Here is a 21,742-nt window from a genome sequence, read left to right as displayed (position 1 = left end):
GGACCTCCCTTCCGGCATCCTTTCATTCCAAGGATGTGACAGCGTATTATATTCGGGAGGCCCCTGTCTTATTCGGGTAGCCGGGAACAAACCGCGATTAATTTACCGTCATAGTTGCAGCGCCGTAATCCTCAATTTGTATCTTTGTACTGTATGTGACGGGAATGTTGACGAAGGCGTTGTCCCAGTCGTTCTTGACCTTCTTCCATACTTCCGGGTGTTGAATACGCAGGGCCTCGCCGAAGCCTCCGACATCAACCCGCAGCTCACGCATTCTGGCAGCGGCATTTTGGGCAAGCTCATTCACCTTCTCTTCGACCCATTTCTTTTCCTGAGCCATCAGCCTGTTGTTGCTCAAGTTTTTAGCCGGCTTGAAGCTTTCTGCTATACGTCCGTTGGAGGTCATGTGCACGTGAAAGGAAATGTCGTCTCCATCCATGATGGCTTGAATTTTACTTTTTGCTGATTTAATCTCATATTCAATTATTTTACCGGACTGTGGGTCTGCCTCCTTCACGATCCCTCCGGCGATATCGCCTTTAATCCACTGCAGGCCCTCCACCTCGGTTTCGCTCAGGAATCCGGCATACTTCTGGGTTTTCCCTTTGATGACCCCGGCCCCGGCTACCTTGATTTCATGATCTGTGGTAATGACATTGGGCAGGATGAAGCTTTTGTTTGACTTTAAAGGACCAATGATTTTGGCTAGCGGAAGCGGTTTGGCCATGCGCGAGTTGCGTTTGCGATTGTCGAATAGTTCCTTCAATGCAAGGGCGGGAACCTGACCGGGCACAGTTGTTTTCTTGAGCACATCACTTGCAGTCCCGGTGCTGATCATGACCTTCAGGCTAAGCCGGATATCGTTGTCCCGCAGAAAATAGTCAAGCAACTCGTACATGGAAATTCGGCTGAGCAGGCTGGAGCTGATAACAATCGTCTTTAGGTGAAATCCGGCAGGGGAATTGGTTTGCAGATAGGTTTCACGGGTGATTTCCATCATGGAATCCCCTGTTTCCACAAGGTTATAGAAGTTTTTCGCCTGAGAAGGCCCTCCGTTTGAACCGGAACCCCCATGTGCTTCCGGTAATTCGAATTGCACGGTTCTGCGTATGAGCTCCTGCTTCGGATATCCGCCCCCTCTTTTCTGCAGCCTTTTTTCTTCGCGGGATTGTGTTCCCGTATCCAATGCAATCCCGACCTCCAGATTGCGGTCTTCGATGGGAGAGCTGCTCCAGCAGCCTGTAAGCGTTGAACAGAGCAGAAGGGCAGTCATTGCAGTTAGGCCTGATCGGAATTTAATCATGGCCAAGTCGCCTCCAATAAGTGATCAGTAGCAGGATCGTGGGAACCATAGCGAATAAAATGCAAGCTGCATACCCAAGAACGATGGCCATAGCGGATATTTCATTCCTGTTCTTGGGAATGTGGGATACGATGTAAATCAGCGGGAGCAGAAAAAATAAAGTTTTCGCATAAGAAACCTTGAAAATTTGCGATATCCCGAGTGCCGCACAGTAATAAGCCAGCGTGAAGGTTGAGAAAATCTGCAAAATCCAGATGGAAAACAGAAGCGCTTCAAGCCGTTCCAGCAAAAGAAATTCCACTTCAACACTGCGAACCAGATCGAAAAAAGGCCAGATGCGTGTGATCACGCCCTCAACTGAAAAAACACCAATACAAATGATGGTTGACACCGTGTAAAACAGCACCACGATCCCCAGCCCCATTCCGGCAACCCTGGTCGCTTGCTGAGGCCTCTCCATTTGGCAAAGAATAAATAGCAGGCACTCGCTTCCCGCAAAAGCCAGCGGGGTGCTTTTCATGGCCTTCCAAACCGGGGACAATCCTTCGGACAGCACGGGGCGCAAATGGTTGGGCTCAAATACATTCACACCCAGAAAGCAGATGAGTATAGAAGCAAGAATGATAATAGGAAAGATGATTTGAATTATTTTCCCTATTCCGTATATTCCAGCAAGGCAAAGGTATAACGATATCCATAATAGCAAGGATGACAGCGCCCATATGGGTGTTCCTTCGAGCAGGAAAAAGGAAGTCACCTCATTGACAGAACGGAGTTCAAAGCCGCTTATGCTCACATAATAAATGGCGATCAGCAGCCCCAGACCTTTTCCAATGAATTTGCCTGTAATCTGCTGTACATATTCATAGAAAGAGACAGATGGGAAAAGCCGGCTCAGCTTGATCCCAATCCAGACAAACAGAAAGGTAGCGCATCCGCTTAATATGATCGAAAGCCATACATCCGCTGTACGGGCAAGTTCCACAGTTTGACGGGGCAGGGTGATCAATTCTGCGCCCATGATAAAACAAACAAATATGGCTGTTGTCTGTGCGGTAGTGAGCCGTTTGGCCTTGGTTTTGCGGATCGTCACCTTGCACCACTCCTGACGGTTTATTTTCTGCGTTTGGGATTCATACTCTTTAGCAGAGCTGGCCGGAATCTCATGAACTGAAGCGGTGCCCGGATGAAGAAATCCTTCCAGCTGCTGAAGGAATGGGGGGAGGCCAGCTCCAGATAGGAAATGCCAAAGCTTTGCAGCTTTAACATATGGATGCACAGAAACACGAAAAACATGACTACTCCATACAGGCCGAACACCGCTGCCGTCAGCATGATCGGAAAGCGCAGCAAGCGCAGAGCAATTCCCGCGCTGTACATCGGTGCGGCAAAAGAGGAAATGGCCGTGACAGAAACGATAATAACCAGAATGGGACTCACGATTCCGGCATTTACCGCCGCCTGGCCGATAATAAGCCCCCCGACAATCCCCATAGCCGGACCAATGGGCTTGGGCAGACGCAAACCGGCTTCACGCAAAATCTCGATGGAGATCTCCATAATCAGGGCTTCAATCAGCGTGGGGAAGGGAACACTCTGCCTCGTGCTGATGATAGAGATGACCAGCTTCGTCGGTATCAGCCCCGGGTGAAAAGAAATAAGGGAAATATAGATAGCCGGAGCAAATAAAGAAATCAGGGCGGCCATAAAGCGCAGTGAGCGAATAAGAGAGCTTGCAATCCAGCGTTCATAATAATCCTCGGGGGATTGAAGCATCATGGAATACGTTACCGGCATGATCAGCGCAAAAGCGGAACCGTCCAGAAGAATGGCCACCCGTCCTTCCAGCAGTGCCGCCATGACGCGGTCCGGCCTTTCGGTGCTTTGAATTTGCGGGAAAGGACTGAGAAAATTGTCTTCGATCAGATGCTCCACATATCCCGATTCCAGGGCTTCATCCACATCTATCGTGCTTACACGGCGTTTGACTTCTTCTACAAGCTCAGGATCGGCTATATCCCGAAAGTAGACCACCTTGAGCTCTTTTTCGACCCTGGTGCCGATCCTGTAGGACAGCATGGCCAGTTCACCGCTTTCACCATGTCTGCGCAGCATGGCTGTATTGTCGCTGAGTGTCTCCGTGAAGCCCAAGCGGGGACCACGAAGCACGGATTCCGAGATGGGCTCTTCTACAGCGCGGGTGTTCCCCTTGGGTCCCCCGAGCAGGATCGCTCCCGGCACCCCGTTTATTAAAAGCAGAACTGAGCCGAACAATACTTTTCTTAAAGCAGCCTTCACATCCTGTGTGTATCTGGTTTCAGAAACGATCAATACCTCTTCAACGAGCATGGTCCCGAATTCTTCGCCCTGTGGCAGAAGATCCAGGTCCTGCAAAGAGTTTCCCCACTCCAGCAGCGGTTTGATCGTATGCTCCTCCAATTCGATTTTGTCCATAAGTCCTTCTACGAAAAATAGCGCTATTTCGATATTGGGATTTTTCAGAAATATTTTGTGTTCATTCACATCGGACATATCGGTCGCAGCATTTCTGAATAGCGTGATATTGGTTTGATGATCCTCAGTAAAACAATGAACTCTCTCTCCTTGCTCAGTAGACACAGAAACAGGCTGTGCCGCCTCCGGGTGTGTCTTGTAATACTCCAGCTTCTGTTTCCGTCTGCTTGTTCTGCCCTCCATGACTTTAAATCTTCTGATAATCAGATAAACAAGCAAAGGAGCCAGTGCAAGCAGAAGAGCCTGCAGAAAAATGATCAGTTTAGGGAAATGGTCTACAATGAGCTGCCACATGGTTCTACCTCCAGCTGATAATCCAAGCCAGATATATCTTTTGCCAATATGAAAAAATCATGCAGGATATGTTTAAAATAGAAAAAATCCCTTCCGGTTTCCAGTGATTGAGTCATTTGAGCATGACCTCTTGTTCACCGTCGCCGTGAAGGGATAATATAAATCCACTACGAATAGCTATTCTGTTGGTTTTTTCGGAAGCCTATGGCTGCTGCACATTGCTTAGAAACGTGGATACTCTGCGCAAATATTCGCGCGGGTGCTCCCGGAAGATGAGCTCATGCAGCCCATTCTCCACAATCCAGACGTCCGAGGCGGGATGGGTCTGGCTGGCTGCCAGCGCTTCCGCGATCGGATACGGAGCTTTCTCATCCTTGGTGCCGTGGATAAAGAAGATCGGGAAAGGGTAATCCTCCGTCTTCACCTGCTGATAAGGAATTTGCTGCAGACCTGTCCCGTTCAGAACGGGGAACAGCAGCTCCAGAATTTCAAGTGAAGGATGACGGGGCAGATCAATCTGGTTCCGTATATTATGATACAGCGTGTCAGGCTCCAGCAGGAAGGTGCTGTCCAAAATCATGGCGTCCACGTCCTTGGTTTCCAGGCCCGCTTGCAGCGCCGTACCGGCCCCCATGGAAAAGCCCCAGACGATAATTTCCTGGGCTCCCCGCTGTTTAGCAAGCTGAATGGCGCCGAGCAGCTGCCGCGACTCGGCTCTGCCGCCAGTAGCGACCTCTCTGTTGGTTTGCGAGGCAAAGCCGTAATCAAACATAATAACATTAAAGCCCTGCCTGTGCGCATAATGGGCCAAATCATACATGGGAATCCAGCTTTCCTCTCGATTGGCGCCGTAGCCGTGGCTGAAGACAATCGTTTTGCTGGAATTCTGCGCAGGAATATACCAGCCCTGCATCATACGGCTGCCGTCCTTGGCGGGAAAGCTGATTTCCTCATATGCCATGTCCTTGGCCTGCAGCGGATTGGAATACAGCGGAGCTACGGTCGGATTGGACAGAAACCAGACAATATAAGCATGCAAAGCGATAAAACAGAACATTAAAAAGAACACAACCGACAAACCAAGCGCGATGACGATATGCTTAAACCGGATTAACCGGGGGGAAAGCTGGGCGGACGGCTCGTTGACGGCAGGCTGCACCGGGGCGCCGCCTTGAGGTGACGCAATCATCGAAGAGCCTCCTTGATCATTAATAAAGTCAATTCCGGGTGCCAGCTAACAGCACTATTCCTTTAATCGTAAAAGGCAGCAGCTGCAAAGTCAATTCGACAGTAATTGATAATATTTTCCTCCTTGAATTATATACCGGGCTGTCGCTAAAACAGTTTACAGTCTGTCCTGAAATTTTATATAATTTATGTAACCAAGTTTCATTGAGTGAAACGGTTAAGCTCAGAAAAAATGACTGTATCCAGCCATGATCGGTCTGTTGGAAAATATTGATAAACACAAGAGAGAGGGGGCAGCCGCCGTGGAGGACCGGAAGCTGACTGTCCGTGCTGTCGAGCGGGCTTTGGACATCATGATGTGTTTTACGGAAGCCACTGATTTGGGATTGACGGAAATTGCGGCAAAAATAGGGCTGCACAAAAGCACGGTTCACCGTCTGCTCACGACGCTGGAGGAAAGAGGCTTTATCATCCGCAATGCAGCTACGGAGAAGTACCGGCTGGGCATTCGGATCTGGGAGCTGTCGACCCATATGTCACGCAATGAGGATCCCGCGGTTCTGCTGCTGCCTTTGATGGAGAAGCTCCGTGACCGTCTGGGCGAAACAGTGAGCCTGTATATCCGGGACGGGGATGAACGTATCCGTATCCAGGCTGTGCAGAGTGCGCAGGCCATCCGCCGGGTAGCGACCGTCGGGGCCCGCATGCCCCTGTCCGTTGGTGCATCCGGCAAGGTGCTGGTAGCCTTTGCTTCATCGGAGGAACTGGAGCAGTTGAAGAAGGGACCTGAGCTGCAGGCTTTGGCCGGGGATGAAGCTTACTGGAAGCAGCTTGAGGAAATACGCGTCAAGGGTTATGCGACTAGCTACGAGGAGCGCGAGCCGGGAGCGGCGGCTGTGTCCGCCCCGATTATGAATCATAAAGGGGAGATGACGGCAGCGCTCTCCGTTTCCGGGCCGGTGAGTAGACTTTCGTCCGAGACCTTGCATGAATTTGCTCCTATTATCGTGGAAGCGGGGAAGGAAATGGGAACGCTGCTCCCTTAGGGGTTGCCAAACTTTTCTTTTTAGGCTAACCTGAACTGGAAGGCGGAGGCATCCGTCTGTGAAACAGCATAGTTATAATGGCGGCATGATGCTGCCGAAGTTACTGGGGGGGCCCGTAATACCGGGCTGAGATGGAACCGTTCCAGGTTCCGGACCCTTTGTACCTGATCTGGATCATACCAGCGTAGGGAAGTAACCGGCCAATGAAATCATATGGATAGGCAGCATGTGCAGCAGCCAGGGGCATACCTTGGTAATGCATGGAGGCCTGTTTGCATACAGCCGGTTCCTTCGGGAACCGGCTTTTTCATTTTGCTGCAAAATTCGTTTCGCACCGCCGTCCGCCGCAAGGACAAGACAGCGTGCTTGGCCCGTATTTTGCAGCTGGCCGACAGCATCTTTTTTTCTCCGGTATGATCCCGATGAGGAATATGACGACTCGGGAGGAGCAAGCAGATGACAGAGAGCAAACGGAAAACAGCAGCAGCGGGAGGAGCCAATACGGATATCGGAGCCTTTCCGGCAAGCAGCAAGGTCTACATCCAGGGATCAAGACCTGATATTCTGGTGCCCGAAAGAGAGATAACGCTGCATGACACCCATACACCGCAGGGAGTTGAGCATAATGCCCCGCTGCGTGTGTACGATACAAGCGGGCCCATGACCGACCCGGCGAATCAGGCGGATATCCGCAAGGGGCTGCCCAAGCTGCGGCAGGCGTGGGTTGAGGAGAGAGAGGATGTCGCTCGTTATGAAGGAAGGGCAGTGCAGCCCGGGGATAACGGACTTCGGTCGGGGACCCGTCCTGCCGAGGAATTCCCGGGCGCTGTCAGCCGGCCGCTGCGTGCGCTGCCGGGGCGTAACGTTACCCAGATGCACTATGCCCGCCGGGGAATCATAACACCGGAGATGGAATTTGCAGCAATCCGGGAGGGGCTTGATCCGGAATTTGTAAGACAGGAGCTGGCGAGCGGAAGGGCGATACTGCCCTCCAACATCAACCACCCGGAGAGTGAGCCGATGCTGATCGGCCGCCATTTTCATGTCAAAATCAACGCCAATATCGGCAACTCGGCAGTAAGCTCCTCCATTGAGGAGGAGGTGGAGAAGATGACCTGGGCCGTAAGATGGGGAGCGGATACGGTGATGGACCTGTCGACAGGCCGCAACATTCACACGACGCGTGAGTGGATCATCCGCAACTCTCCCGTGCCGATCGGAACGGTGCCGCTGTATCAGGCGCTGGAAAAAGTCAATGGGGAGGCCGAAGCGCTGACCTGGGAAGTATACCGCGATACGCTGATTGAGCAGGCGGAGCAGGGAGTGGATTATTTTACGATTCATGCGGGCGTACTGCTCCGTTATATTCCGCTGACCGCCAAGCGGATGACAGGCATCGTGTCGCGGGGCGGGTCCATCATGGCGGCTTGGTGCCTTGCTCATCACCAGGAGAACTTTCTGTATACACACTTCGAAGAGATATGTGAAATTATGAAGACCTATGATATCGCCTTTTCGCTCGGGGACGGCCTGCGTCCGGGAAGTATCTATGATGCCAACGATGAAGCTCAGATGGCCGAGCTGGCGACGCTGGGTGAGCTAACGCAGATTGCCTGGAAGCATGATGTACAGGTGATGATTGAGGGGCCTGGTCACGTGCCTATGCATAAAATCAAGGAGAACGTAGATCTGCAGATGGAAATCTGCAAGGAAGCACCATTCTATACGCTGGGGCCGCTTACGACGGATATCGCCCCCGGATATGACCATATTACCTCCGCGATTGGCGCTGCCATGATCGGCTGGTTCGGAACCTCCATGCTCTGTTATGTCACACCGAAGGAGCATCTTGGCCTGCCGAATAAGGACGATGTGCGTGAAGGGGTGATCGCCTACAAGATCGCCGCCCATGCCGCGGATCTTGCCAAAGGCCATCCAAGGGCACAGCAGCGGGATGATGCGCTGTCCAAGGCCCGCTTCGAATTCCGTTGGCGCGATCAGTTCAATCTGTCCCTCGACCCGGAACGTGCGCTTGAGTATCATGATGAGACGCTGCCCGCCGAGGGGGCGAAGAATGCACACTTTTGTTCGATGTGTGGCCCGAAGTTTTGCAGTATGCGCATCACACAGGATATCCGGGCGTTTGCCGCAGAGAAGGGAATCGGCGAGGAGGAGGCTATTGCCGCAGGTTTGGAGGAAAAAGCGTTGGAATATCGCGGGGGTCGGAGCAGCTGATACCATAATGAATAGATGAAAGCTGTGCTGTAAAAGTAAAGGGCGCCCTTTATAAACTGGTACCCATAGACTGGACACTTTGAAAAAAAAGTGTTTGGGCTGTGGGTACCTTTTTGCATACATCGCTAGAGTCAGCGAAAAATCCATATTATATTTCGTAGTTCACGGTTACCACCTTCTCTTGAACTCCAAAAATATATTTAGCAACTTCAAGATGTGCAGGATGTGCAAGATAAGCATTAAAATCCTCTTTTGAATTAAATTGTGCCACCATCGCTATATCATAAGAAATTTGAGTGTGAGTAAAGTCCACCCCAACCGATAAATCCTTCAGATGTTCAATTTTGCCCTTCATTCCCAGCAGCTTGTTTTTTACGTTGTTTATTGTTTCTTCATTGCGGTTCTTAAGCTTAGTTAAATCATAATATACCCTCCAGTAAGTGAGCTCTAATTGCCAGACAATATGTCAAGCCATTCCTTAAGCAGTGCAGTTTCGGAAGCTCTTAGAGCAGAAATTTGGACTTTGGATAATTCATGCCGCAAAGTAGAAGCGGCTTCTACGATTTGTGGTGAGACCAACTGATCATCGTATGAGGGGGCGAGCCCAATTAAGATCGAGATCAGCATGTCGCGGGTAATGGAGACCAGAGGATGGTGAATGTTGCTGTTCGAGCGGATGAGATGAAACGTTAGCCCTGTCGCGACCGACTCTAAAAGATCGGTTGATACGTTGATCGGTAACCGCAGCCGGCCGACATCTTCAATATGACGCATGAACTCCATTACCTCCGAGCGGGCGGTAGCGGCGGCTGGTGACACCGTGTGTGTGGATGCCCGACAGTACATCAGATCATACAGCGCCGGATTATCCAGTCCAAAAGTGATATGCATATCCCATAACTTTTTAAAGTCGGCAATGAGGTCACCTGTATGTTCAATCTTTCTTTTTTGAGCGAGGTACTGATCAAATGCCTCCTTAACCACAGCATGTAATAAAGCCTCTTTATCGTCAAAGTAATGATACAGCGTCGGTGCTTTTACTCCTGCGGCTTCGCATACCTCGCGGTTTGAAATGTCACCGGCTGGTGAAGCGGCCAGCAACTGGGCTGTAGATTTCAGAATTCTTGTACGCGTCTCGTTGGGCCGTTCATTTCGCATTAGCTTAATCACCCCTATTCTTGATAAGAAGTAAAGAAAAGAAGCTCATTTCATATATCAATGATATACAATTAACATATATTAGTCAACTGCCGATATAAAATAACTCTAAATTCCTGACAACAGCGGCAGTCCAAGACTTTATTTATCAAGTCTTGGTCCGCCGCTGCAGGCCCCGTTGGATGGATCGGATTTATCAGATTTATGCAACGTTTTTTAGTGCTGTCGAATGGTACTTTATCTCACTGCAATATAAATGTCCGCCTGTCCGCTCCCGGCATCTTCCGCGAACTCATTGTAAAGCTCGAAGTCTCCGGAAAAGGTTCGTTCCAGCCCCTGAACAGACGCAGGCCACTGCCATATGCGCTGCCAGGCTTCAGCTACAACCTGATGAAGCGGTCCATATTCGGTCCGGAAGACAGCATATCTGGCAGCAGGCAGGGTAACTGGAGACAGCCCATCCGGAATCTTGTCACCAGGAGGCGCAATATGTCCTAACAGAAAGGTATATTTTCCGTATACTCCGTTTTCATAGTCTGTGTAGCACGCGTAAACGGGCCCGGAAGGCTTATGCTCCTTATCTTCCTGGAGGAAGGAAGCCCATAGACCGGGAATGAGGCCTTGACCTGTCATTTCTGCGGCATTGGTTGTGCGAACTGCCTTCCCGGCCAGTGTAAAGGCTTCTTTTTCAACGAACTCTAAAGGCTGGATCAGGCTTCCGTTTGCAGCGGTACCTGCCAGCTCTTCACTGTTAATAGGCATGCCGCAGCTTTGACATTGTTCATTAGTTCTCATTTCATGTGCCTCCTTTGAACTGTATATATGTTCCTCAGTATATGGAGGCAAACATGACAGCATACTGTCATGTTCAAGTGGTGCCATCGTAATTATGCTGCATCTGCTGCACCATAGTGCGAATACGGTCCCGTACGTGCGGAGGCTCAAGCACTTCCACGTGTACGCCAAAGCTGAGGATAAAGCCGTACAGCCAATCGTTCTCCGGGAAGCGGCATGTTACGATGATTCTCCGGTCATCATCCTCCTCCAAATTCTCATGGTCAAACCATTCTTCGGCAAGATGGACCCCGTCAGGACTAAAACGCAGCACCAGCCTTATCTGGTTATCCGGCTTGTTCCAGCTTTGCTGCCAGGGCAGTTCTTCAAGCACAATCGATTCACGGACAAATGTAGAGTCTTCGGCAATAGTGACCTCACGCATCCGGATCAGCTTGAACATCCGGAACTGCTCGCGTGCCATACAGCGGCCGTACACGTACCATTGATGATGCTTCAGCACCAGTGTATAAGGCTCAAAGCTGCGGGAGCTTACTCGTCCCTCTGCGTCCTTGTAGCGAAAGTGGACGGGGTGAAGCCCGCTGATGGCCTGCTTGAGCAGGGAGAGGACCCCCTGCAATTCCCCGCGGCTGCCCCAATCGGAATAATCCACGATGAATTGCTCGGTACGGAAACGAAAATGCTCCGCCCTGGAAGCGGGGATGATTTGCTGTATCTTCTCCAACAGCAAGGAGGGATGGTCCGCCTCCGGATCGGAGGTTGCCAGGCTGCGTAGAGCGGTGACGATGGCGGCCAGCTCTTCATCATTAAGCAAAGCCCGGTCAAGACGGTAGCCTTCGCTCAGGCCGATTCCCCCGCCCGCGCCCTGATAGGTCACTACAGGGATGCCTGCACGGGCAAGCGCATCAATATCGCGGTAAATGGTCCTGACCGATACCTCAAACCGTTCGGAGAGCTCCTTGGCTTGAATCATACGCCGGTTCAGCAAAAGGATGACAATGGCCAGCAGGCGATCTATTTTCACGATTTATCCGCTCCTTGGGTCTCGAATCTGTTGTACATGATTATAAAGCCTTGGAAGCACAGCAAAAAGCCCCTCAGGACGTTGGAACGTCCTGAAGGGCTTGGAATAACGGACAAATATTACTTGTTGTTCTGAATCATCTGACGCAGTACGGTTTGCAGAATGCCTCCGTTATGGTAGTAATCGACATCCACCATGCTGTCGAGACGGGCCGTTACCGGGAACTCGAATTTTGTGCCGTCTTCGCGCTTCACGATAACGGTGAGGGTTTGACCCGGTTTCACTTCGTTATCGAGGCCGAGAATATCGAAGGTTTCCTGGCCGTTCAGCCCAAGGCTGGACCAGCTATTGCCTTCCTGGAATTGCAGCGGCAGCACACCCATACCGACCAGGTTGCTGCGGTGAATCCGTTCAAAGCTTTCCGCAATGACGGCCTTCACACCAAGCAGGAATGTACCTTTCGCCGCCCAGTCGCGGGAGCTGCCTGTGCCGTATTCCTTGCCGGCGATAACGACCAGATTCTGTCCAGCTTCCTGATACTTCATGGAAGCATCGTAGATGGACATGACTTCGTCCGTTGGCAGATACTTGGTCACTCCGCCTTCCGTGCCAGGGGCAACCTGGTTGCGGATACGGATATTCGCGAACGTGCCGCGCATCATGACCTCGTGGTTGCCACGGCGGGAACCGTAGGAGTTAAAGTCCTTGCGCTCCACACCATGCTCGGTCAGGTATTGGCCTGCCGGGCTGTTCACCGCGATATTGCCCGCCGGGGAGATATGGTCGGTTGTTACGGAGTCGCCCATCAATGCAAGCACGCGTGCGTTGCGGACTTCCTGAATGTCCTTCACGCCGTCCTGCAGCCCTTCGAAGAACGGAGGGTTCTGGATGTAGGTGGAGTTTGAGTCCCACTCATACAGCTCGCCTTCCGGAACGTCAATCGCGTTCCATTTCTCGTTGGCTGTGAATACATTTTCATACTTCTTGCGGAACATATCCGGGCTGAGAGACAGACTGATGGCTTCCTTGATTTCCTCGGAGGACGGCCAGATATCCTTCAGGTAGACCGGCTGATTCTCCTGGTCATAACCGATCGGATCATTCTGCAGGTCAATGTTGACCGTGCCTGCCAGCGCATAGGCGACAACCAGCGGAGGAGAAGCCAGATAGTTGGCTTTAACCTGTGCGTGGACACGGCCTTCGAAGTTCCGGTTGCCGGACAGAACGGCTGCAACCGTCATATCGTTATCGGCGACAGCCTGGCTGACTTCTTCAGGCAGCGGACCGGAGTTGCCGATACATGTTGCGCAGCCGTAGCCTGCAACGTGGAAGCCGAGCGCCTCCAGCGGCTCGATCAGACCGGCCTTCTGCAGATACTCGGTGACGACAAGCGAACCCGGAGTCAAGCTGCTCTTCACATAGCTCGGCTTCGTGAGGCCACGCTGTACGGCTTTCTTGGCAAGCAGGCCAGCGCCCAGCATAACGCTCGGGTTGGAGGTGTTGGTGCAGCTTGTGATGGCTGCAATGACGACCGCGCCCGTAGTCAGCTCGCTTGTGGAGCCGTCTTTATGCGTAACCGGCACATTTTGCGCGATTTTCTCGTCGCTCAGGCCGTAGCCGCCTTTATCAACCGGCGTACGGATAACGCCTTCCCAGGTTTCTTTCATTTGCGTAAGCTCAATCCGATCCTGCGGACGCTTAGGTCCTGCAAGGCTTGGCACAACGGATGCGAGATCCAGCTCAATTGTATCGCTGAACACCGGATCAGGGGTATCGGCTGTACGGAACATACCTTGAGCTTTGTAATACTCCTCAACAAGCGCAACCTGCTCATCACTGCGGCCCGTGCTGCGCAGATAAGCAAGCGTCTCGGCATCTACAGGGAAGAAACCGATCGTTGCGCCGTATTCCGGAGCCATGTTGGCGACCGTCGCGCGATCTGCGAGGCTGATGTTCGCCAGACCCGGTCCGTAAAATTCCACAAACTTGCCGACAACGCCCTTCTTGCGCAGCATTTCCGTAACGGTAAGCGCCAGGTCCGTCGCTGTTGAGCCTTCCGCAAGGCTGCCTGTCAGTTTGAAGCCAATGACATCAGGCGTTACGAAATAGAGCGGCTGACCAAGCATGCCTGCTTCAGCCTCAATGCCGCCAACACCCCAGCCTACAACACCAAGACCGTTAATCATGGTCGTGTGGGAGTCTGTTCCGACCAGGGAATCGGGGAATACAACCGTCTCGCCGTCCACGGTTTTGGTAGCGGCCACGGAAGCCAGGTACTCCAGGTTCACCTGATGCACAATACCGGTGGAAGGAGGAACGGCGCGGAAATTATCGAATGCCGTCTGTGCCCAGCGCAGGAAACGGTAGCGCTCCTCATTGCGCTCGAACTCGACGCCGATGTTATAATCCAGCGCATCCTTGGAGCCGAAGGCGTCGACCATAACGGAATGGTCGATAACCAGGTCGACCGGCACAAGCGGGTTGATTTGCTTGGGATCGCCGCCGGCTTTCTTAACAGTATCCCGCATTGCCGCCAAATCAACGACAACCGGAACCCCGGTGAAATCCTGCAGCACGATACGTGCAGGAATGAAAGGGATTTCTTTATTGGCATCACGTTCTTCCGCCCACTTCGTCAGCTGCTTGACATGCTCTTCCGTAATGGCGCGTCCGTCAAACTGGCGCAGCGCCGCTTCCAGCAATACCTTGATGGAGAAGGGCAGCTTGGTTACCCCCGCTTCACCCTGCTCTTCCAGAGCCTTCAGGCTGTAATAACGGTAAGATTTGCCGTTAACATCCAGGCTGCGGGCTATTGAAAACTGGTCTTTTCCTGACATTAAAATACCTCCTCGACAGAGTTGTTTCACTTGATGAAACTCTATTTCAAAATAAGAGCTTTTGTTATAAGTATACCGTTTTCATGCTTGTTCGTAAAGGGTTTTAAATGCCCTTCATAGGATTCCTTTTGCGCTCATACAGATAAGATAGGAATGTCCCAGATGTCGGGCAAGCCAGGTCAGAAAAGGGGGAGAGGGCATGCTGCACCCGGATTGGAAGCAGGCATTATTCACATATGCAAACCAGTTCAACAGATGCGAGATCGAATACGGTCCGCTCAAGGAGGAGAATGTGGTTACAGACCTGCGTTTCCTGATGGAGAGAGGAGAGCGCATGGCCAGAATGAAGGAATGGCACTGGGAACGCGGCACTACTCCGCTTCACGCCGAGACACGGGTCAAGCCGGTGCGCATGCTCCGGGAGACGGAAGCGGGGGTCGTAGCCGACGTCCTTCTTCATGTCCGCCTTTTTTATGACAAGGCCGGCATGACTCACCGGGAGGAGCGGGTGGAGTGCGAGCGCTTGACCTTCGGAAGGGAAGGCGCGGAATGGAGAGTGAGACGGGTGGAGAGGGTGGCCGGAGAGCAGCGGCTGTCCGGCGCGGAAGCGCCGTTTGAATCTGTGGCATACATCCACGCCGAGAATATGCCGCTGCTTAATCATAGTGTGCTCGGTTTTGGCAGTGCGGCAAGGCAGAGCAGATACCACCGTGAAGAAGCCGCCGCTTATGCGGACCGATGGTGGAACGGTACCAACCCCGAGTTTGAAAATTTTGAAGCGAATTGTACTAATTTTGTCTCCCAATGTCTCTTTGCAGGGGGGGCGCCGATCCACTATACTGGTAAAAGAGAATCGGGCTGGTGGTATAAAGGAATGGCGGGCGGACGCGAATTGTGGAGCTATAGCTGGGCCATGGCGAACAGTCTGGGACTGTACCTGCGCTCCAGCACCTGGGGACTTGCTGCCAGTGAAGTAGCAAGACCCGATCAGCTGACGCTTGGAGATGTAATTCTGTATGACTGGGACGGGAGCGGCAGATTTCAGCACAGCACGATCGTGACGGCTTTTGATGCGGGCGGCATGCCGCTGGTTAACGCCCATACGGTATGCGCACGCCACCGATACTGGGATTATCGAGATTCCTATGCGTGGACGGAGAATACGGTCTATCGCTTCTATCATATAACGGACCAGTTTTGATTTGCTGGCACCGTCATCAGCCTGTTCAACTTGAAGAAGGAAAGCGGAGGTACATATGGTTGAGAAGAGTCTGGCCGTAGGCTTGGTATACGGGGGAAAATCGGGTGAACACGAGGTCTCGCTGCAGACTGCATTTGCCGTGATGAATGCATTTGACTTCAGTAAATATAAAATTATTCCTTTTTATATTACGAAGCAGGGCGAGTGGAGAAAGGGAGAGGAGATGGACGCACCGTTTGCAGAAGCCTGGGAGCTTAAGCTGGAGAATGCATCCGGCGGCACGAAGGCAGCCATGGACTCCCTGTTCTCCAGACTGTATGGCGGTCCGGCGGGACCGGATATCATGTTCCCGCTGCTGCACGGCACCTTTGGCGAGGACGGGACGATCCAGGGGCTGTTCGAAATGGCCGACATGCCTTATGTGGGCGCTGGCGTCCTGGCTTCAGCCGCCGGGATGGATAAAGGCGTCATGAAGAAGCTGTTCGCCCAGGCGGGGCTTCCGCAGGTGCAGTACTGCTATTTCAGTCATGCCCAGTGGAAGAACGACCGCCATGGCCTCATTCAGGAAATGGAGGATAAGCTGGGCTACCCAAGCTTTGTAAAACCTGCGAATCTGGGCTCCAGCGTCGGCATTTCCAAAGCGCGCAACCGGGAGGAGCTGGAGCAGGCTGTAGAGTTTGCGTTCCGCTATGACTTGAAGGTTATCGTCGAGGAGTTTGTCGATGCGCGCGAGATTGAGGTCAGCGTGCTCGGCAACGAAGAGCCGATGGCGTCGGTGCCCGGCGAGATCATGTCTTCGGCGGAGTATTACGACTATACCGCCAAATACACGGATGGCCAGTCCGAAATGCTGATTCCTGCGCCGATAGACGCAGAGACGGCAGAGCAGATCCGCGCAGCGGCGCTGCACGCTTTCCGCTCGATTGAAGGCTGCGGAATAACCCGTGCCGACTTTTTCCTGCGCAAGTCTGACGGCAAGATTCTGATCAATGAGGTCAACACGATGCCGGGCTTCACGCCTTACAGTATGTACCCGCTTTTGTGGCGTGAGACGGGGCTGCCCTACGCGGAACTTCTGGACCGCATGATCAGCCTGGGGCTGGAGCGTTATGAACGCAGATCGAAACTGAACTACGAGAACATTTAACCGCAGGAGATATGCCGGACGAAGGGAGTGCATGCTCCTTTTTTCCGCTTGACGGATTGAATCGCTGAAGCTTTTTCCGGGTAAGATTGGTAAGGAGGCCCCACCGCATAGGGGGACAAGCGTGCATCAGCAGCGCGGTTTGAGGAGCATGGCATTGAGCCGTAAAGGCAGCAGATCACCTGAATTCGGATTTAGGCGAAACTTTGCATCAGGCACGGCGTATCCTGTTTAAAGCATCAGTGTATTGCTCGATAGAATGATATAGAAAGTAGAGTGAGCGTTTTGAAGGAGAATGGCGTAGATAAGGTTCCCTATGTCGTATCAAGCAAAAGCTATACCGCTGTGGCGGTCAACGCCGCCTCCAAGGCGGGGGAATGGATCAAGAGCAGACTGGGCACCGTCAAGCAGCTGAACACGAAGCATTCACCGCAGGATCTCGTAACCGAGGTGGATAAAGGTGCCGAGCAGATGATTCGCCGGCTCATCCTGACCCATTTTCCGGATCATGCCATCCTTGGTGAAGAAGGTGTGGGGCCTGGAGCAGAGGCGTCAGCCCAAGCACTTGCCGCCGCGCTTGAAGAGGAGTATCTCTGGATCGTTGATCCGGTGGACGGAACAACCAATTTTGTGCACGGACTTCCCTTCTACTCCGTCTCAATTGCCCTCGCTCATAAGGGTGAGGTTATCGTGGGGGTCATTTACGACCCTTCACGGGATGAGATGTTTGTGGCCGAGAAAGGCAAGGGCGTCTATGTTCATGGCAATCCCATGACCGTATCCGGGGAGAACCGTCTCTCTGACGGTCTGGTGGCTGTCGGCTTTCCGCCGGACCCCGGCTTTGCTATGCCTGTCAACATGCGGGCTGTTCAAGCCCTGGCTCCGCAGGTCAGAAGTCTGCGTGCTGTCGGGTCGGCTGCCCTGCATTTGGCTTATGTGGCTGCCGGGCGACTCAGCGCTTATACGGAGGTCGGGCTGAACGCCTGGGATTTGGCCGCTGGTGCGCTGCTGGTACAGGAAGCAGGCGGCACCGTCACGGATACGCTTGGCCAGCCTTACGATCTCGGTGTCCGGCATGTGATCGCCAGCAACGGGGCGATTCATCAGGAGCTGGCTGCCGTCTTGAAGCAAGCAGGGGCAACCGGACAGGAGTAATCCGGCCAGCGTATATACATGGCTGCAGCCATAACTGCCCATACTGAATTCACGGCTGCACGATGCGGCCGAAGGAGGAATGAAGTTATGGAAAACCCGGAAGAACTGGAACGCAGGCTGCGTGAAATGCTGACAGAAGGCGAAATGCAGACCGGGGACAAGAAGGAGCGGGAACGGGTGAATCTTGCGCCCAAGTACGAGGTCCGCATTCAGACCCGGCTTGATCCCATTGTTGAGCATACGCTGAAGTATCGCAGTATGGCCAGGGAGCTGGACGACCGCTACGAAGATTACATGAAACGGGCGCAGCAGTCCAGGCCGACGGATGAGTGGGGTCAAAAATGAAAGATATGGTACATTTTGTGAAAATACCTCTTGCCTAAGTTCAGGGCATGGGGTATTTTTTTCTTAAAGCTTATCCGCGGCTCTGTCCCCGCACCGCATGAACCGTGAAGGAGGAGATATGATGGCGCATTTCATTAAAAACGCTTTCATACATGCCGGGATTCATCGTAGGATGATGCTGCTCATTTCAGTGCTGATGCTTGTCAGCTTTATTATTTTTGCGGCGGTGCTGGGTTATGTGTTCCGGATTTATGATGAGCAAATGTATCTCAAGACATCTGAAGTGCTCAATATGTCCTCCATCGGAATAGAAAATCAGCTCAAGGATATGGAGCAGCTTACCTTCAAGGTCGTGTCTGATGAGCAGTTGCAGGAGTATCTCCGGCAGCTTAAATATGAGACGTCCCCTTACGACAAATTGGTGCTGCGCAGGAAGATTACCAACCGGCTGATTGCGTTCGCCGGATCGGAGAAATATGTCTACTCCATGATGCTGATCGACAATCAGCGTTATGTGATGTCTGCGGGCAATAGGGAAGGCATGTCCGAGCAGCTGCAGTCAGATCTGACCAGGCTGGCAGAGGGCAAGAACGGCTCCAACGCCTGGTATGCCGGCGTTCATTCCTCACTGCTTGCGGTCCGCCAGATCAAATCCTTCAGCGACTCCTCATTTTCTCTGGAGGGCCTGGGGACATTGGTTATGCGCATTCGGATCGACCGGATCGTCAATGACCGTGTTCATGATGAGGATACGGGTCAGCTTATCATCACAGACGGTACGCAAATCATTTATCCGGAAAAGCCGCTGCTTCATCCGGATGAGCTCAGAACCGAGCTGGGGAGGGAGCAGCCCTACGGAATCGGCACTTATGCGGGGGGAACGTATTTTACGGCACAGGCACGCTCTTCCTACACAGGCTGGACCTATCTTCATACAACCCCGTTTGACGATATGTTCCGCAGCATTGCAATCATTAAGCAATTGATAACTGTAATTTTTATCCTGTTGTTTATCGTTGCCCTGGTTTTAGGAGCAAGGCTGTCAGGCAGCATTACGAGGCCGATCCACCAGTTGATCGGGCACATGCGCAATATTGAGAAGGGCGATCTGGACAGGCTTGAGGAAGAAGCCCTCGGGTTCATTCCTTCTACATCCCATGATGAGGTGCGGTTGTTGCACCGGACATACAGGAAGATGATCAGTCGCATCCGCGAGCTGATCAACGAGAATTATGCCAAACAGTTGTTACTGCGGGAAACAGAATTGAAAGCGCTTCAGGCGCAAATTAATCCACATTTTTTATATAACACGCTTGAATCGGTCAATTGGCTGGCCAAGGTGAACAAGCAGCATAAAATATCGGAAATGGTCGAGGCGCTCGGTTTTCTGCTGCGCAGCGCGGTAAGCTTTCGGGAGCAGTTGATTCCGCTTGCAAAGGAGCTGGACATTGTCCGCAGTTATGTCACGATCCAAACGACCCGGTTTGAAGAACGTCTCCGGTTCAGCCTGGATATCGAAGATGGCCTGGACAATGCCCTCATTCCCAAGCTGACGCTGCAGCCGCTGGTGGAGAACGCCATCCATTATGCGCTTGAGCCGCACATTGATCCATGCACTATTACAATCACTGCGCGTCAGGAGAACGGTGTGCTGCTCGTCATAGTGCAGGATGACGGTCCGGGAATGAGCAGCGAGTTCCTTGCCAGGCTGCGCAGCGGTCAGGTCCGGACGCGCGGGCAGGGCATCGGCCTGAACAATATTCAGGAGCGCATCCATCTGACCTTTGGACCACAGTGGGGGCTTGAGCTGGACAGCCGGCCGAATGAAGGAACGTCGGTCACGATAAGGATTCCTTTAATCGAAGGGGGAGAACAGCATGTACAAAGTGCTGCTGGTTGATGATGAGCGTGTCATTCTGGACGGCATTTCACAGGTCGTGGATTGGAGCAGCGCCGGCACCCGGCTTGTAGGAACGGCCCGCAACGGCATCGAGGCTTTTGACCAAATCCGTACAGTCCAGCCCGATATTGTGATCAGCGATATTTCCATGCCCGGCCTGGACGGCATCGGTCTCGTTGCCAAGACGCATGAGCAGTTCCCGGATATCCGCTTTATCATGCTTTCTGGCTATAAGGATTTTGATTATGCCTGCCGGGCGATGCAGTATGGTGTAAAGCATTACCTGCTGAAACCGTGCAACGAGCAGCAAATTCAGGAGGCGCTGGCGGAGCTGTTGACAGAAAGGAAGGAACAGCATGAGCGGGAGACCTTCGTCAGCCGCATGAAGCAGGATTTCCGCAAAATGCTGCCGCATGTCAAAGAGCAGTTTCTCCGGGAGCTTGTTACCAACAAAACCTACGGCAGCCGTGAGCTCGAATATTATCAGCAGCTGTTCGGCCTTGAGCTGAGCGGGCGGGAGGTCAGGATGCTGCTGCTGCGGGTGGAGGAAGCGCATGAGCAGGAGCATTTGTTTGCGTTGCAAAACATTGCCGCCGATCTGCTGCAAGGTGTGCTGTTCAGTACTACGATCGAAGGGCAGCTGCTGATCGTCATGGAGAATCCGGCCGATTCGGCGGCGCTGATCCGGGACATCGAGATGGTGAGAGCTACATTCAGCAAGTTTTACAAGCTGGAGGTGACTGCCGCGATTAGCGAAGGGGACCGGATGCAACATGCGAGGCGGATGTACAAGGAGACGCTGCACTGTATGAATCACCGTTTTTATACTGGAAAAGGCAGTCTGATCACCAAGGAGGATATCGCTCCGGCGGAGGCCAGAGAGAATGCGGATTTTGAAATGGATGAGGACAAATTTTGCCTGCTGGTCAAGGCGGGCAATGTGGAGGAAGCAGCTGCCGAGGTGGAACGCCTGTTCACGATCATGGCACAGCAGAGGTACGAAATTACGGTCACTCGTTCCTATGTGTTGCAGCTGTACGCGGCGCTGATCCGCATCTGTCCGCAGGAGGAACGCCCGCTCTTTACGGCGCGTATGGCGGAGCTTGCGGAGATTGGCACGCTGCCGGCTTTGCAGACCTTTGTGAAAGACGCGGTGGAGCGGCTGACGTTTATGTACTACAGGCGGAACATTTGCCGCCAATCCTCCACGGTGGAGAAGATGCTCCTGATCATCGAAGAGAACTATGCCAATGCGGAGCTTTCACTGAACGGTGTTGCCAGCCAGATGCTGTATATGAATTCTGATTACCTTGGAAAAATATTCAAAAAAGTCACTGGAGAAACCTTCTCGCACTACGTCAACCGCTTCCGGATTGAAAGGGCGGCGGAGTACATCCGTGGTAGCGGAGATGTGAAGGTGTTCGAGCTCGCGGAAATGTTCGGGTTTGGCGGCAATGCGCAGTATTTCAGTCAGGTGTTCAAGAAATGGACCGGCATGACGCCATCCGAGTATATTAAGTCTCATGATTAGCCTAAAATACAACGAGATTTATCTCAACGACTATGACAGTTCGAGAGAAACGCGGCAGTCGGAAGGGAGAAT

Annotated in this window: 17 protein-coding genes and 1 riboswitch; of the genes, 8 read left to right on the top strand and 9 right to left on the bottom strand. The window is 52.6% G+C overall.

Translation table 11 applies throughout. The features are described 5' to 3' along the window. Window positions 1-97: 97 nt before the first annotated feature. The 4 genes from ACE5LO_RS22650 to ACE5LO_RS22635 all read right to left on the bottom strand — a co-directional run bounded on the left by ACE5LO_RS22650 (window position 98) and on the right by ACE5LO_RS22635 (window position 5,300). Window positions 98-1,303: a Ger(x)C family spore germination protein gene (locus tag ACE5LO_RS22650; protein ID WP_375522232.1), complete on the bottom strand. Its 1,206-nt coding sequence runs from the start codon at window positions 1,301-1,303 to the stop codon at window positions 98-100. Next, window positions 1,296-2,396 (bottom strand): GerAB/ArcD/ProY family transporter, encoded by a 1,101-nt coding sequence (locus tag ACE5LO_RS22645; RefSeq protein WP_375522231.1) that lies wholly within the window; start codon window positions 2,394-2,396, stop codon window positions 1,296-1,298. Before ACE5LO_RS22645 ends, ACE5LO_RS22650 begins: the two co-directional genes overlap by 8 nt. Window positions 2,397-2,416: 20 nt before the next feature. Beyond that, window positions 2,417-4,111: a spore germination protein gene (locus tag ACE5LO_RS22640; protein WP_375522230.1), complete on the bottom strand. Its 1,695-nt coding sequence runs from the start codon at window positions 4,109-4,111 to the stop codon at window positions 2,417-2,419. Window positions 4,112-4,313: 202 nt separating this feature from the next. Beyond that, window positions 4,314-5,300, bottom strand: a complete 987-nt coding sequence (locus ACE5LO_RS22635; protein WP_375522229.1) for an alpha/beta hydrolase — start codon at window positions 5,298-5,300, stop codon at window positions 4,314-4,316. Between the two features lie 301 nt (window positions 5,301-5,601). On the opposite strand from ACE5LO_RS22635, the gene ACE5LO_RS22630 reads away from it, so the two are divergent. After that, the gene (locus tag ACE5LO_RS22630; RefSeq protein WP_375522228.1) at window positions 5,602-6,345 is read left to right on the top strand and encodes an IclR family transcriptional regulator; all 744 of its coding nucleotides are present in this window, start codon (window positions 5,602-5,604) and stop codon (window positions 6,343-6,345) included. 95 nt (window positions 6,346-6,440) lie between these two features. Then, window positions 6,441-6,553: riboswitch (TPP riboswitch) on the top strand. Window positions 6,554-6,801: 248 nt separating this feature from the next. Beyond that, window positions 6,802-8,580 carry a phosphomethylpyrimidine synthase ThiC gene (thiC, locus tag ACE5LO_RS22625; protein WP_375522227.1) on the top strand — a complete coding sequence of 593 codons (1,779 nt, stop codon included), beginning with the start codon at window positions 6,802-6,804 and terminating at the stop codon, window positions 8,578-8,580. Between the two features lie 148 nt (window positions 8,581-8,728). On the opposite strand, the gene ACE5LO_RS22620 is transcribed toward thiC, so the two are convergent. The 5 genes from ACE5LO_RS22620 to acnA form a co-directional block, all read right to left on the bottom strand. Next, window positions 8,729-9,043, bottom strand: coding sequence for a Dabb family protein (locus ACE5LO_RS22620; RefSeq protein WP_375522243.1), 315 nt, complete (start codon window positions 9,041-9,043; stop codon window positions 8,729-8,731). Beyond that, window positions 9,028-9,738, bottom strand: coding sequence for a TetR/AcrR family transcriptional regulator (locus ACE5LO_RS22615; protein ID WP_375522226.1), 711 nt, complete (start codon window positions 9,736-9,738; stop codon window positions 9,028-9,030). Before ACE5LO_RS22615 ends, ACE5LO_RS22620 begins: the two co-directional genes overlap by 16 nt. 237 nt (window positions 9,739-9,975) lie before the next feature. After that, window positions 9,976-10,533, bottom strand: a complete 558-nt coding sequence (locus ACE5LO_RS22610) for an effector binding domain-containing protein (protein WP_375522225.1) — start codon at window positions 10,531-10,533, stop codon at window positions 9,976-9,978. Window positions 10,534-10,606: 73 nt separating this feature from the next. Next, window positions 10,607-11,557 carry a helix-turn-helix transcriptional regulator gene (locus ACE5LO_RS22605; RefSeq protein ID WP_375522224.1) on the bottom strand — a complete coding sequence of 317 codons (951 nt, stop codon included), beginning with the start codon at window positions 11,555-11,557 and terminating at the stop codon, window positions 10,607-10,609. A gap of 119 nt (window positions 11,558-11,676) precedes the next feature. After that, a complete protein-coding gene (gene acnA / locus ACE5LO_RS22600) occupies window positions 11,677-14,394 on the bottom strand; it encodes an aconitate hydratase AcnA (RefSeq protein WP_375522223.1) in 2,718 nt (905 codons plus the stop codon). 199 nt (window positions 14,395-14,593) lie between these two features. Here acnA and ACE5LO_RS22595 point away from each other — a divergent pair, with 199 nt between their 5' ends. The 6 genes from ACE5LO_RS22595 (at window position 14,594) to ACE5LO_RS22570 (ending at window position 21,670) form a co-directional block, all read left to right on the top strand. Then, window positions 14,594-15,595, top strand: a complete 1,002-nt coding sequence (locus ACE5LO_RS22595; protein WP_375522222.1) for an amidase domain-containing protein — start codon at window positions 14,594-14,596, stop codon at window positions 15,593-15,595. A 55-nt stretch (window positions 15,596-15,650) separates the two neighbouring features. Continuing rightward, complete coding sequence (locus ACE5LO_RS22590) at window positions 15,651-16,742, top strand: D-alanine--D-alanine ligase (RefSeq protein WP_375522221.1); 1,092 nt, start codon at window positions 15,651-15,653, stop codon at window positions 16,740-16,742. A gap of 273 nt (window positions 16,743-17,015) precedes the next feature. Beyond that, a complete protein-coding gene (locus ACE5LO_RS22585; protein ID WP_375522220.1) occupies window positions 17,016-17,894 on the top strand; it encodes an inositol monophosphatase family protein in 879 nt (292 codons plus the stop codon). Window positions 17,895-17,981: 87 nt separating this feature from the next. Then, window positions 17,982-18,239: a hypothetical protein gene (locus ACE5LO_RS22580; RefSeq protein WP_375522219.1), complete on the top strand. Its 258-nt coding sequence runs from the start codon at window positions 17,982-17,984 to the stop codon at window positions 18,237-18,239. A gap of 121 nt (window positions 18,240-18,360) precedes the next feature. Then, entirely contained in the window at window positions 18,361-20,139 is a 1,779-nt protein-coding gene (locus ACE5LO_RS22575) for a sensor histidine kinase (RefSeq protein WP_375522218.1), read from the top strand. Beyond that, window positions 20,117-21,670, top strand: a complete 1,554-nt coding sequence (locus ACE5LO_RS22570; protein WP_375522217.1) for a response regulator transcription factor — start codon at window positions 20,117-20,119, stop codon at window positions 21,668-21,670. Before ACE5LO_RS22575 ends, ACE5LO_RS22570 begins: the two co-directional genes overlap by 23 nt. Window positions 21,671-21,742: the final 72 nt, after the last annotated feature.

It is taken from the genome of Paenibacillus medicaginis, assembly GCF_042138635.1.
GTDB classification, from domain to species: domain Bacteria; phylum Bacillota; class Bacilli; order Paenibacillales; family Paenibacillaceae; genus Paenibacillus; species Paenibacillus medicaginis.
The sequence above is the reverse complement of the archived record's forward strand: the minus strand, read 5'-3'. Positions and strand labels throughout refer to the sequence as shown.